This is a genomic window from Salmonella sp. 32020114201800008SM, from assembly GCF_017572025.1.
Classification (GTDB): domain Bacteria; phylum Pseudomonadota; class Gammaproteobacteria; order Enterobacterales; family Enterobacteriaceae; genus Salmonella; species Salmonella enterica.
Genome location: NZ_JAGEQM010000001.1, coordinates 725,275 through 738,729, shown reverse-complemented (window position 1 = coordinate 738,729; position 13,455 = coordinate 725,275). Strand labels below are relative to the sequence as shown.

Sequence of the window (13,455 nt, the reverse complement as noted above, 5' to 3'; positions counted from 1 at the left end):
TATCAACGCTGGTACTACTCCCGCAGACATGACCCTTTTAGCGCTCGGTATTAACCATAAAACGGCACCTGTATCGCTGCGAGAACGCGTAACGTTTTCGCCGGACACGCTTGATCAGGCGCTGGACAGCCTGCTTGCGCAGCCAATGGTGCAGGGCGGGGTCGTGCTGTCAACCTGTAACCGTACAGAGCTGTATCTGAGCGTGGAAGAGCAGGATAACCTGCAAGAAGCGCTGATCCGCTGGTTATGCGATTACCATAACCTGAACGAGGACGATCTGCGCAACAGTCTGTACTGGCATCAGGATAATGACGCCGTCAGCCACCTGATGCGCGTCGCCAGCGGTCTGGATTCACTGGTGCTGGGCGAACCGCAAATCCTCGGTCAGGTGAAAAAAGCGTTTGCGGATTCGCAAAAAGGCCACCTTAACGCCAGCGCGCTGGAGCGAATGTTTCAGAAGTCTTTTTCCGTCGCCAAGCGAGTGCGGACTGAAACCGATATCGGCGCTAGCGCCGTCTCCGTCGCGTTTGCCGCCTGTACGCTCGCCCGCCAAATCTTTGAATCGCTGTCGACGGTCACCGTACTGTTAGTTGGCGCGGGCGAAACCATTGAACTGGTGGCGCGTCACCTGCGCGAGCATAAAGTACAAAAGATGATTATCGCCAACCGAACCCGCGAGCGCGCTCAAGCCCTGGCGGATGAGGTAGGCGCTGAGGTTATCTCGCTCAGCGATATCGACGCCCGTTTGCAGGATGCCGATATTATTATCAGTTCGACCGCCAGCCCGCTGCCGATTATCGGTAAAGGCATGGTGGAGCGCGCATTAAAAAGCCGTCGCAACCAGCCGATGCTGCTGGTGGATATCGCCGTACCGCGCGACGTTGAGCCGGAAGTCGGCAAACTGGCGAACGCTTATCTTTATAGCGTCGATGATTTACAGAGCATCATTTCGCATAATCTGGCGCAGCGTCAGGCTGCGGCGGTGGAAGCGGAAACGATTGTTGAGCAGGAAGCCAGCGAGTTTATGGCCTGGCTACGCGCCCAGGGGGCCAGCGAGACCATTCGGGAATACCGTAGTCAGTCGGAGCAGATTCGTGACGAACTGACTACCAAAGCGCTGTCGGCCCTTCAACAGGGCGGTGATGCGCAAGCCATCTTGCAGGATCTGGCATGGAAACTGACCAACCGCCTGATTCATGCGCCAACGAAATCACTTCAACAGGCTGCCCGTGACGGGGATGACGAACGCCTGAATATTCTGCGCGACAGCCTCGGGCTGGAGTAGCAGCACACACCACACTTTTTTACAGGGTGAATTTACGCCTATGAAGCCTTCTATCGTTGCCAAACTGGAAGCCCTGCACGAACGCCATGAGGAAGTTCAGGCGTTGCTGGGCGATGCGGGAATTATCGCCGACCAGGACCGCTTTCGCGCATTGTCGCGCGAATATGCGCAATTAAGCGACGTTTCTCGCTGTTTTACGGACTGGCAACAGGTTCAGGACGATATCGAGACGGCTCAGATGATGCTCGACGATCCTGAAATGCGAGAAATGGCGCAGGAAGAACTGCGCGAAGCGAAAGAAAAAAGCGAACAACTGGAGCAACAGTTACAGGTACTGCTGCTGCCGAAAGATCCGGACGATGAACGAAACGCGTTCCTTGAGGTTCGCGCCGGCACCGGCGGCGACGAAGCCGCGCTGTTTGCCGGCGATCTGTTCCGCATGTACAGCCGTTATGCCGAAGCGCGCCGCTGGCGCGTGGAGATCATGAGCATGAGCGAAGGCGAGCATGGCGGTTATAAAGAGATCATCGCCAAAATCAGCGGCGACGGCGTGTATGGCCGGCTGAAATTTGAGTCCGGCGGACACCGCGTACAGCGTGTTCCGGCGACCGAGTCGCAGGGGCGTATCCATACCTCCGCCTGTACCGTCGCCGTGATGCCGGAGCTGCCGGAAGCCGAGCTGCCGGATATTAACCCGGCGGATCTGCGCATTGATACGTTTCGTTCTTCCGGCGCGGGCGGTCAGCACGTTAACACCACCGACTCCGCTATCCGTATTACCCACTTGCCGACCGGCATCGTGGTGGAATGCCAGGACGAACGTTCGCAGCATAAAAACAAAGCGAAAGCGCTCTCGGTGCTCGGGGCGCGCATTCACGCCGCCGAAACGGCAAAACGCCAGCAGGCCGAGGCGTCAACGCGACGCAATCTGCTTGGCAGCGGCGATCGCAGCGATCGTAACCGGACCTATAATTTCCCGCAGGGGCGCGTGACCGATCATCGTATTAATCTGACGTTATATCGCCTTGATGAAACGATGGAAGGTAAGCTGGATATGCTGATTGAGCCGATTGTTCAGGAACACCAGGCTGACCTGTTAGCCGCCTTATCCGAGCAGGAATAATGGATTTTCAGCACTGGCTGCATGAGGCGGTAAACCAGCTCCGGGACAGCGACAGCCCCCGGCGCGACGCCGAGATCCTGCTAGAGTACGTTACGGGCAAGGGGCGGACGTATATCATGGCCTTTGGCGAAACGCCGCTTACCGACGTCCAGCAACAACAGCTCGCGGACCTGCTGCAGCGGCGTAAACAGGGCGAACCTATTGCGTACCTGACGGGCTTACGCGAATTCTGGTCGCTGCCGCTCTTCGTTTCTCCCGCCACGCTAATCCCGCGCCCGGATACCGAATGTCTGGTGGAACAGGCGTTGGCGCGATTGCCGGTAAAAACCTGTCGTATTCTGGATTTAGGCACCGGAACCGGCGCGATTGCGCTGGCGCTGGCCTGCGAGCGACCGGATTGCGAGGTGACTGCGGTCGATCGTATGCCTGATGCGGTTGCGCTGGCGATACGCAACGCGGAACATTTGGCTATCCGGAATGTGCGTATACTGCAAAGTTGTTGGTTCAGCGCGCTATCGGGGCAGCAGTTCGACATGATTGTCAGCAATCCGCCCTACATTGACGCGCAGGACCCGCACCTTAGCGAAGGCGATGTACGCTTTGAACCGCGCTCAGCGTTGGTGGCGGACGAAAACGGTATGGCGGATCTTACGCATATTATCGATAACGCCCGCCAGATGTTAACGCCCGGCGGCTTCCTGCTGCTGGAACACGGTTGGCAGCAGGGCGAAGCGGTAAGAGCGGTTTTCAGGCGGTCTGGTTACTCGGATGTAGAAACGTGTCGTGATTATGGTGGTAATGAACGCGTGACCTGCGGACGTTTTACGCCATGACAATTGCAATGTTGCTCACGCTTCATCTTATCTGTGTTGCGCTCTCCGTCAGTTTGTTTGTCGCTCGTTACTGGTGGCGCTATTGCGGCCATGCGTTGGCCGCCGCGCGCTGGACACGAATCGTGCCTCCCGTCATAGATACCCTGTTACTGCTTAGCGGTATTGGGTTAATCGTTAAAACGCACATCCTGCCATTCACGGAGTCGGGCTCATGGCTGACTGAAAAACTGTTTGGCGTTATCATCTACATCGTTTTGGGTTTTATTGCGCTTGATTATCGTCAGGCGCGCAGCCAGCAGGCGCGTTTTATCGCTTTCCCGCTGGCGCTGGTGGTGCTGTACATCATCATTAAACTCGCCACCACAAAAATACCGTTACTGGGGTAAGTCATGAGGTCGTTAGCTGATTTCGAATTTAACAATGCGCCGCTGTGTGATGGCATGATCCTGGCATCAGAGATGATTCGCCTGGATTTTCCCACGCAGTTTGTCTACGACGAACTGGAACGTCTGGTCAGTCTGGCGCAGGAAGAAATTAGCCAGCTCCTGTCTCAGGATGAGCAACTGGAAAAATTGCTGGCACTTTTTTACGGCGAGTGGGGGTTCACGGATTCCCGCGGCGTCTACCGTCTTTCTGATGCTTTATGGCTCGATAAAGTCCTGAAAAAACGCCAGGGGAGCGCGGTATCGTTGGGCGCTATTTTATTATGGATAGCAAACCGTCTTGATTTGCCGTTGGTGCCCGTTATCTTCCCAACGCAGTTGATTTTGCGTATTGAATCGCTGGAAGGGGAAATGTGGCTGATTAACCCATTCAACGGTGAAACGCTTGATGAACATACTCTGGAAGTCTGGTTAAAAGGCAATATTAGTCCGGTCGCCGAGTTGTTTAACGAAGATTTGGACGAGGCGGATAACGCCGAAGTGATTCGTAAGCTACTGGATACGCTGAAATCCTCGCTGATGGAGGAACGGCAAATGGAGCTGGCGCTACGCGTTAGCGAAGCATTGTTGCAATTTAACCCGGAAGATCCTTACGAAATCCGTGACCGCGGGTTGATCTACGCGCAGCTTGAGTGTGAACACGTTGCGCTGACTGATTTAAGCTACTTCGTTGAACAGTGTCCGGAAGACCCGATCAGCGAAATGATTCGTGCGCAGATCAACACCATTGCGCACAAGCAAATTGTTCTACATTAATTAACCGACATTTTACCTATAAGTGTAAGGCGATCCTATGAAACAAAAAGTGGTTAACATTGGCGACATTAAGGTGGCAAATGACCTGCCGTTTGTGCTGTTTGGCGGTATGAACGTGCTGGAGTCACGCGATCTGGCAATGCGCATTTGTGAGCACTACGTAACCGTTACCCAGAAGCTGGGTATTCCTTACGTGTTCAAGGCCTCTTTTGATAAAGCCAACCGTTCCTCTATTCACTCTTACCGTGGGCCGGGCCTGGAAGAAGGGATGAAAATCTTCCAGGAACTCAAACAGACATTTGGCGTAAAAGTGATCACTGACGTCCATGAAGCCAGCCAGGCGCAGCCTGTGGCTGATGTGGTTGACGTGATTCAGCTCCCGGCGTTTCTGGCGCGCCAGACCGACCTGGTGGAAGCGATGGCGAAAACCGGCGCTGTGATTAACGTGAAAAAGCCGCAGTTCGTAAGCCCGGGTCAGATGGGCAATATCGTGGATAAGTTCCATGAGGGCGGTAACGATAAGGTGATTCTGTGCGACCGCGGCGCGAACTTCGGTTATGACAACCTGGTGGTGGATATGCTGGGCTTTAGCGTGATGAAAAAGGTCTCCGGCAACTCGCCAGTGATTTTCGACGTCACCCACGCGCTGCAATGCCGCGACCCATTTGGCGCCGCCTCTGGTGGTCGTCGAGGTCAGGTGACCGAGCTGGCGCGCGCCGGTATGGCTGTCGGTCTGGCGGGCCTGTTCCTGGAGTCGCATCCGGACCCGGCTAACGCGAAGTGCGACGGTCCTTCCGCGCTGCCGCTGGCGAAACTGGAGCAGTTCCTGACCCAGATAAAAGCGATTGATGATTTGGTGAAAAGCTTCGACGAGCTGGATACCGAGAACTGATTGCGGTTTTTAGCTTGTGTAGGCCGGATAAGATACTATCCGGCTTTTTTATATCAGGCAAAAATCGTCATCAGATAGGCGGCAAATAAAGCCAGATGCGCCGCGCCGTTTAGCACGTTGGTGCGTCCGGTAGAGAACGAAATATGGCACAGCACTAACGAGGCCACCATCACTACCATTTCCGGCGCGCCTAAACCAAACACCAGATCATTACCTGTCGCCCAGGCGATGAGCGTGACGACCGGCACGGTTAATGAAATCGTCGCCAACACCGATCCGAAGAACAGATTCATTGCCCGCTGAACCTGATTATTCAGTACCGCCTTCAGCGCGCCCAGTCCTTCCGGCGAGAGAATTAACAGCGCGACCAGGAAACCGGTAAAGGCGACCGGGGCGTTCATGCTGGTCAGCAACGCCTCCAGCGGGCTGGCATTCATTTTGGTAACGGCAATGACCGCAATTAAATGAATGAGTAACCAGACCGTATGCCAGCCGCTACTGTGCGCGGAGGGTTTACCGTGGTGTGGATTGTCATCATCGCCTTCATCTTCATGTTCATAGATAAATAAGCTCTGGTGCGTTTTGGTTTGAATCAACAAAAATACGCCGTACATCGCGGCGGAAATTAACGCGACCAATAATGCCTGACCGGTAGAGAAATTGGCTTGCGGCAATGCCATTGGAAAAACCAGCACAATAATCGCTAGCGGAAACAGCGCGATAAGATACTGCTTAATCCCAAATAAATTCATATATTGCGTTGCGAATTTACGCCCGCCCAACAACAACGAGAAACCGACCAGTCCCCCGGTGACAATCATAATAATAGAGTAGAGCGTATCGCGCATAAGCGTTGGCGCAGCATCGCCGGTAGCCATCAGCGCGGAAATTAAACTCACCTCAAGAATAACGACGGACAGGCTTAAAATAAGCGATCCATAGGGTTCGCCGAGTCGATGCGCTAATACATCGGCATGACGGACCACGCTAAATGCGCTGCTTAAAATACCAATAAGTGCAAGGATATTGATGCCAATAACCACTGGTAGTGACTGGCTGCTTCCCCAAAGGAACAGCACTACCAGCGCAAGAACCGGGAAAATAAGCGAAGTCTCCTTATGGCGGGTTTTCACCGCCTCACAGGCATGTGTCATGAGGGTCTCCCTTGTGCAGGTGTTAATATTTTGGAAAGAGTAAAGAAGGTAAAAATAGCAGAAATTTGTATTTTTTTAGTGGTTTTTTACGTAGTTTTACGGCGTAGACGATTTTTTTCTTTCAAGGTCAGTAAAACAAGCATCTTGTTTTAACAGTGTTTAAATAACAAAAAGTTAATTTCCGTAAAAAGCAAAAATCCTCCTCGACTGGCGTAATAACGCATTGTTTACCACACTTAATGTTTTCCCTGAAGACGGAGGCGCTGATGCCGTATAAAGCCAAAAGTGATTTACCCGATAATGTGCGGAATGTTCTTCCAGCCCATGCCCAGGACATTTACAAAGAAGCGTTTAATAGCGCCTGGGAGCAATATAAAGATAAAGCCGATCGTCGTGATGACGCCAGCCGCGAGGAAACCGCACACAAAGTCGCCTGGGCGGCGGTTAAAAACGATTATGAAAAAGGCGAGGATGATAAATGGCATAAGAAAAAATAAACGCGGTATTACTCGCGTGTTAGCCTGATTTTCTTGCCGGAAGTCTATCCTGACGCGGGAGCTTTTCCCGCGTACAGATTTAAAATGTCAGCACTTTGTCCGCTGCCAGCGTCCATTGCGCCAGCTCGACCAGCGTTCCGATTTCCACACCGTCAATCAGCGGCAGGGGAGTGATACCACGTCCGTCCGCACAGGTTTTGCATAATTTTACCGGTACGTTTTGCGCGGTCAGAATTTCCAGCATTTGCTGAATATTGTAGCCTTCGGCTGGTTTTTGACCGCGTAACCCTGCGGTTACGGCATCTGACATCAAAAACAGGCGTAAATCGAGATGGCTTTCCTGCTCGCGCAGCGCAATGGCCAGACGCAAGCTATTAAATAATGATTCGCTGCCGTAGGCGGCGCCGTTAGCGATAATGACGATATTTTGCATGGATAACCCTTCTCCTTGAGAAATTTTGTCGGCAATGGCGTTATGTTACCTCGGGAACCGGGTACCGCCAAATGCGTGGATAAAATCCCGGGACGCTCTGCGGAAAAAATAAGGATATTCCTGGAAGCACGAGAAAAGGCTGCAAAACCTGTCCGGACACGTTATGGTTTACTCTGATGCCATTCCTCTTATCTTTTGTTGTAGAAGTTGCCGACACGTTGAGCCGTATTGTTTTTCGTTCATTCTCACTCTCGCTTCTCTTGCTGACTGCCAGCGGTACGATCTGTGCGCAGGCGCAAGACCCTTTCACGCAAAACCATCTGCCGGATTTAGGCATGATGCCGGAATCCCACGAAGGGGAAAAGCATTTTGCCGAGATGGCCAAAGCGTTTGGCGAAGCCAGCATGAAAAATAACGATCTGGATACCGGTGAACAGGCGCGGCAATTCGCTTTCGGACAGGTACGCGATGTGGTCAGCGAGCAGGTTAACCAGCAGCTTGAAAGCTGGCTATCAGCCTGGGGCAGCGCCAGCGTGGATATTAACGTCGATAACGAAGGTCATTTTAACGGCAGTCGCGGAAGCTGGTTTATCCCTTTACAGGATAAACAGCGCTATCTGACCTGGAGCCAGCTTGGTCTTACGCAACAGACTGACGGACTGGTAAGCAACATTGGCGTAGGACAGCGCTGGGCGCAGGATGGTTGGCTTCTTGGCTATAATACCTTTTACGATAATCTGCTGGATGAAAATCTACAGCGCGCCGGCTTTGGCGCGGAGGCGTGGGGAGAATATTTGCGTTTATCCGCCAACTATTATCAGCCTTTTGCCGACTGGCAGACGCATACGGCGACCTTAGAACAGCGAATGGCGCGCGGATATGATATCAACGCGCAAATGCGCCTGCCGTTTTACCAGCATATCAATACCAGCGTTAGTCTGGAGCAGTACTTTGGCGATAGCGTGGATCTGTTTGACTCCGGAACGGGGTATCACAATCCTGTCGCGTTAAAACTGGGTCTCAACTATACGCCAGTACCTTTGCTTACCATGACCGCCCAGCACAAACAGGGCGAGAGCGGGGTCAGTCAAAATAACCTGGGGCTGACGCTTAACTACCGCTTCGGCGTGCCGCTCAAAAAGCAGCTTGCCGCCAGTGAAGTGGCGCAAAGCCAGTCATTACGCGGTAGCCGCTATGATACGCCGCAACGTAACTCGCTGCCGACAATGGAGTATCGGCAGCGTAAAACGTTAACGGTTTTTCTGGCGACGCCGCCCTGGGATCTTACGCCTGGTGAGACGGTTGCGTTAAAATTGCAGGTGCGCAGCGTGCACGGTATTCGTCATTTGAGCTGGCAGGGCGATACACAGGCATTAAGTTTGACGGCAGGAACGGACACCCGCAGTACCGAGGGCTGGACAATCATTATGCCGGCCTGGGATCACCGCGAAGGCGCGGCAAATCGCTGGCGTTTATCGGTGGTGGTTGAGGATGAAAAAGGTCAGCGTGTCTCTTCCAATGAGATCACGCTCGCGCTGACTGAACCGTTTATCACGATGCCGGACGATAATCCGCATTGGCAACCGTTCCAGGAGCAATAATTAAAAGATGCGTTCCTGATGTACCCAGACGGCGGCCTCCACGCGCGATTTCAGCTTCATTTTCTTGAGCATATGTTTCACGTGCACTTTGACCGTACTTTCGGTGATATCCAGACGCCGGGCAATCATCTTATTTGGCAATCCCTGCGCGATGAGCTTCAGAATATCGCGCTCACGCGGGGTGAGTTGCGTTACATCGCGATCGGTGGTGGCGCGGTTGGCCCGCAGGCTGGCCGCCAGTACCGGCGTTAACGCTTCACTTAATACCATTTCGCCGGCGGCGGCCTGTTGTAACGCTTTGAGCAAGTCCTCCGGCTCCATGTCTTTCAACAGATAACCATCCGCGCCGCGCTTTAGCGCCGTGACGACATCTTCTTCATGGTTGGATACGCTGAAAACGACAATACGTCCTGACAGCGCTTTTTCGCGTAATTTATCCAGCGTTTCGAGACCATTCATTCCCGGCATATTCAAATCAAGGAGGATCAGATCGGGATCGAGCGATTCCGCCAGGTCAATACCCTGCTCACCGTTGCTGGCTTCTCCGACCACGCTGATATCGGGCGCCATACTCACAAGCTGCTTTACACCCGTGCGTAGCATCGGATGGTCATCGATTAACAGGATGGTTGCCGGTTCCTGATTATTCATGGGTATCTCCCTGGGTTTCTGTGAAGTTTGTTTCTGGAATAAAAGTAACAGTGACCTCTGTTCCGCCAGTCTCGCGTCGGCGTACCTGGCAATCGCCGCGCAAACTTTGCGCCCGATCGCGCATGATGATCATGCCGTAGTGATTACTGCGTTCGGCGTTTTCCGGGACGCCGCAGCCATTATCCTGCACTTTTAGTTTGACCTGTTTGCCACATTGCGTCACTGTCACCACCACATCGTCGGCATGAGAGTGTTTAAGGGCGTTGCTGAGGGCTTCCCTGGCAATTTGCAACAGGTGTATCGCCTGGTGTGACGGCACCAGGCGGGGGGGAAGCTGATAATCCAGTTTTACCGTAAAGCCAAACCGGGCGCTGAACTCCTGGCAGCTTGCTTCCAGCGCCGGACGTAGCCCGGGTTCCGTCAACTGTAAGCGGAAAGTGGTTAACAGTTCGCGCAGTTGCGCCCAGGAGCAGTTCAGCTCATTGCGAATTTGGCTGAGTAACTCACGGCTGCTTTCCGGTAACACGTCGCCCTGCATTTGCAGGCAGCTCACCTGCATCTTCATACAAGAGAGCGACTGGGCAATAGAATCATGCAGTTCGCGGGCAATGGTGGCACGCTCTTCCATGACAATCAACTGCTGCTGGCGCTCCTGATGCCTGTCGAGCGCCAGAGTCGCGGTAAGCTGTTCAACCAGCGTGTCCACCAACTGTTGCTGATCGTGGCTGAGATGGCGTCCATAGGGCAGCGTCGCCAGCAAAATACCGTATTGGGTGTGAGAGTCGGTGAGCCGCCATTTTAAGGTGGTGCCGCCGTTAATCATCGGCAGGGCGCTACGTGGGCAAAGGTGGCAGCCTTTATCATCGCAACTGATGTCCGACTGACAGGTAAATTCCTGATGATTATCTTCATCTTCCAGGTCATAGACTCGCAGCTCAATATCATGCAACTGGGTTAAATTTTGCAGGCCATTCAGTACCGGTGAAAGACGTTCACATAGCGGAGCCTGTGAATGCAGTCGGCGGTTGGCTTGCCACAAAAACGAGAGAATCTGGTTTTTATGTTCCAGACCGGCTGTTTTTTCCTGTACGCGCTGTTCCAGTACCGCATAACTTTCGGCCAGTTCTTCAGACATATTATTGAGCGCAGAACCCAACGCGGCCATCTCATTGCGTCCACTGATATTGGCACGTTGGGTAAAGTCGCGCTGACTGACGGCGCGCGCCATTGATAACAACTGTTTCCAGGGCTGCAAAAGGCGAACACGTAGCCAGATAATCGTAAATACCAGCAATAGCGCCATAAAGATCGCCATTACCCGGTGAACTAATACCACGCGTTCGATACGCAATTCAGTAGTATGGTCGAACGACGTCACCAGGCGATCCAGTCCCGCCACAAAGCGCGTGACATCTTCTGCGACCACGTGCGCGTTTTGCGCGTGCTGTAGCCCTGGCGAGAGTTCGTTATGCCAGTAATCCTGCAACGCTTTAAGCTGCTTCTGCTGCCCGTCTCGCTCAGCGGCGCGGGTCAGTTCAGGGCTGAATGCCGTTTGCTCCATCTCATCCAGCAGCTTTTGATCTTTAGCATCCAGCGGGACAGCGGCCAGTAGTCGATAGCTTTGCATACGCAATGAACCCGCTTTATTAATCGCATGAGCGCTACCCTGTACGCCCTGAACCAGCCAGCCGGAAACCGCCATCCCCGCCACGCCGATAGCGGTAGAGAGCATGACAATCAGCGCCAGTTGGTTAACCAGCGTAAGAGGAGAGAAACACCGTTTAAACATGTTACCTTCTTTCTTCGGGGTAATGTCGCCGAAAAAACGTAGCAAAAAAGAGGGGCGTCAATCGGCTGTGCCGCTATTCTCAACGATACAGCGGAGTATACCCATACCTATAACGAGTTACTCCTTAATTGCCGCTGTAGAGAGGTATCTGCGACGGGAAGGAGTAGACAGACACAGCATGGTGAAAAACCACAGCTTTTTTACCAAAATAGCCTACTCATTAAGGGTAATAACTATTTTTAGTCGCCGGTGATGACGACTTTTCCTTTGATTTATATCAACTTACCTTCGGCAGTAAACCCTAATGTGGCAGACATCAAATCAAGAATCAGAGGTGTCTATGAGTCACTCATCCGCCCCGGAAAGGGCAACTGGCGCTGTTATCACGGAATGGCGTCCGGAAGATCCGGCATTCTGGCAGCAGCGCGGCCATCGTGTCGCCAGCCGTAATTTGTGGATTTCTGTCCCGTGTTTACTGCTGGCGTTTTGCGTCTGGATGCTATTCAGCGCAGTGGCGGTGAACCTGCCGAAAGTGGGATTTAATTTTACGACCGATCAGCTCTTTATGTTGACTGCGCTGCCATCTGTTTCCGGCGCGCTGCTACGGGTGCCTTACTCCTTTATGGTGCCGCTATTTGGCGGACGTCGCTGGACAGCGTTCAGTACCGGTATCCTCATCGTGCCCTGCGTATGGTTAGGCTTTGCCGTTCAGGATACCAGTACGCCATTTAGCACTTTCATTATTATTTCCTTGCTGTGTGGTTTTGCCGGCGCGAACTTTGCCTCCAGTATGGCGAACATCAGCTTTTTCTTTCCTAAACAAAAGCAGGGCGGCGCGCTGGGTCTGAACGGTGGTCTGGGCAATATGGGCGTGAGTGTGATGCAGCTGGTTGCGCCGCTGGTGGTTTCGCTCTCTATCTTTGCCGCCTTTGGCAGCCACGGTGTAGAGCAGCCGGACGGTTCTCAGCTCTATCTGGCGAACGCAGCCTGGATTTGGGTGCCTTTCCTGGCCATTTTTACGCTGGCGGCGTGGTTCGGCATGAACGAACTGGCGACGTCTAAGGCCTCGCTAAAAGAGCAACTGCCGGTGCTCAAACGTGGTCATCTGTGGATCATGAGTCTGCTGTATCTGGCGACCTTCGGATCGTTTATCGGTTTCTCCGCGGGGTTCGCTATGCTGTCTAAAACACAATTCCCGGATGTGCAGATCCTGCATTATGCGTTTTTCGGTCCGTTTATCGGCGCGCTGGCGCGTTCGGCAGGCGGCGCAATTTCTGACCGTCTGGGGGGGACTCGCGTCACGCTTATCAACTTTGTCCTGATGGCGATTTTCAGCGGTCTGCTGTTCCTGACATTACCTACTGGCGGCGTTGGCGGTAGCTTTATCGCGTTCTACGGGGTATTTCTGGCGCTGTTCCTGACGGCTGGGTTGGGGAGTGGTTCTACCTTCCAGATGATCTCCGTTATCTTCCGTAAACTGACAATGGACCGGGTAAAAGCGGAAGGCGGGTCGGAAGAAAGAGCCATGCGTGAAGCGGCGACCGATACGGCGGCGGCGCTGGGCTTTATTTCCGCGATTGGCGCGATTGGCGGCTTTTTTATTCCGAAAGCGTTTGGTTCATCTTTAGCCTTAACCGGTTCGCCAGTCGGCGCGATGAAAGTCTTTCTTATTTTCTATATCGCCTGCGTCGTTATTACCTGGGCGGTATATGGACGTCATTCTAAAAATAAAAAGTAACTTTTGATTATCCTTTGCGCGGCGTTAGACCGCGCTTTTTTTACCCGCATTTAGTTACAACATACTTATAGTCAAGAAGTGAGGCGCGACAGGGCTGACCACGCACATCTTTATCGGTCATCCAGGGGGATACCCCTTAATACCCACTTGTTGAAAATTTAACATTCATGTCGTGCGTAAATTTAATTTTATGTAATTAAATCAGTAATATATATAAATAAAACTCCTCCTCCCAAAGGAGTATGCAGGAGGTTTGCGCG

13 protein-coding genes are annotated in these 13,455 nt (G+C 53.0%); 9 read left to right on the top strand and 4 right to left on the bottom strand.

Features of this window, described 5'->3' with window-relative positions; translation table 11 throughout:
• Positions 1–28: 28 nt before the first annotated feature.
• Genes hemA through kdsA form a run of 6 tightly spaced genes read left to right on the top strand, consistent with a single transcriptional unit; the run spans position 29 to position 5,332 of the window.
• Positions 29–1,285, top strand: coding sequence for a glutamyl-tRNA reductase (gene hemA, locus J4613_RS03715; protein ID WP_000173208.1), 1,257 nt, complete (start codon positions 29–31; stop codon positions 1,283–1,285).
• A gap of 40 nt (positions 1,286–1,325) precedes the next feature.
• A complete protein-coding gene (gene prfA, locus J4613_RS03710) occupies positions 1,326–2,408 on the top strand; it encodes a peptide chain release factor 1 (RefSeq protein WP_000804703.1) in 1,083 nt (360 codons plus the stop codon).
• The gene (gene prmC, locus J4613_RS03705; protein WP_000347310.1) at positions 2,408–3,241 is read left to right on the top strand and encodes a peptide chain release factor N(5)-glutamine methyltransferase; all 834 of its coding nucleotides are present in this window, start codon (positions 2,408–2,410) and stop codon (positions 3,239–3,241) included. The genes prfA and prmC overlap by 1 nt, the downstream gene beginning before the upstream one ends.
• Positions 3,238–3,627, top strand: a complete 390-nt coding sequence (gene sirB2 / locus J4613_RS03700) for an invasion regulator SirB2 (RefSeq protein WP_000150667.1) — start codon at positions 3,238–3,240, stop codon at positions 3,625–3,627. Before prmC ends, sirB2 begins: the two co-directional genes overlap by 4 nt.
• A gap of 3 nt (positions 3,628–3,630) precedes the next feature.
• Positions 3,631–4,440 (top strand): invasion regulator SirB1, encoded by an 810-nt coding sequence (sirB1, locus tag J4613_RS03695; protein WP_001257065.1) that lies wholly within the window; start codon positions 3,631–3,633, stop codon positions 4,438–4,440.
• A 37-nt stretch (positions 4,441–4,477) separates the two neighbouring features.
• A complete protein-coding gene (gene kdsA, locus J4613_RS03690) occupies positions 4,478–5,332 on the top strand; it encodes a 3-deoxy-8-phosphooctulonate synthase (RefSeq protein WP_000811046.1) in 855 nt (284 codons plus the stop codon).
• 53 nt (positions 5,333–5,385) lie between these two features.
• Here the strand turns inward: kdsA and chaA are convergent, their stop codons facing one another.
• Positions 5,386–6,486, bottom strand: a complete 1,101-nt coding sequence (gene chaA, locus J4613_RS03685; RefSeq protein WP_000148418.1) for a sodium-potassium/proton antiporter ChaA — start codon at positions 6,484–6,486, stop codon at positions 5,386–5,388.
• A gap of 266 nt (positions 6,487–6,752) precedes the next feature.
• Between chaA and chaB the strand changes: the two genes are divergently transcribed.
• Positions 6,753–6,983, top strand: coding sequence for a putative cation transport regulator ChaB (gene chaB / locus J4613_RS03680; RefSeq protein WP_001146392.1), 231 nt, complete (start codon positions 6,753–6,755; stop codon positions 6,981–6,983).
• A gap of 79 nt (positions 6,984–7,062) precedes the next feature.
• Here the strand turns inward: chaB and J4613_RS03675 are convergent, their stop codons facing one another.
• Positions 7,063–7,416: a DsrE/DsrF/TusD sulfur relay family protein gene (locus tag J4613_RS03675; RefSeq protein WP_001179794.1), complete on the bottom strand. Its 354-nt coding sequence runs from the start codon at positions 7,414–7,416 to the stop codon at positions 7,063–7,065.
• A gap of 176 nt (positions 7,417–7,592) precedes the next feature.
• On the opposite strand from J4613_RS03675, the gene J4613_RS03670 reads away from it, so the two are divergent.
• Complete coding sequence (locus J4613_RS03670; RefSeq protein ID WP_111742333.1) at positions 7,593–9,017, top strand: YchO/YchP family invasin; 1,425 nt, start codon at positions 7,593–7,595, stop codon at positions 9,015–9,017.
• On the opposite strand, the gene narL is transcribed toward J4613_RS03670, so the two are convergent.
• Positions 9,018–9,668 carry a two-component system response regulator NarL gene (gene narL, locus J4613_RS03665; protein ID WP_001064598.1) on the bottom strand — a complete coding sequence of 217 codons (651 nt, stop codon included), beginning with the start codon at positions 9,666–9,668 and terminating at the stop codon, positions 9,018–9,020.
• Positions 9,661–11,457: a nitrate/nitrite two-component system sensor histidine kinase NarX gene (narX, locus tag J4613_RS03660; RefSeq protein ID WP_052944125.1), complete on the bottom strand. Its 1,797-nt coding sequence runs from the start codon at positions 11,455–11,457 to the stop codon at positions 9,661–9,663. Before narX ends, narL begins: the two co-directional genes overlap by 8 nt.
• A gap of 340 nt (positions 11,458–11,797) precedes the next feature.
• On the opposite strand from narX, the gene narK reads away from it, so the two are divergent.
• The gene (gene narK, locus J4613_RS03655) at positions 11,798–13,195 is read left to right on the top strand and encodes a nitrate transporter NarK (protein WP_000019850.1); all 1,398 of its coding nucleotides are present in this window, start codon (positions 11,798–11,800) and stop codon (positions 13,193–13,195) included.
• The last annotated feature ends 260 nt before the right edge of the window (positions 13,196–13,455 follow it).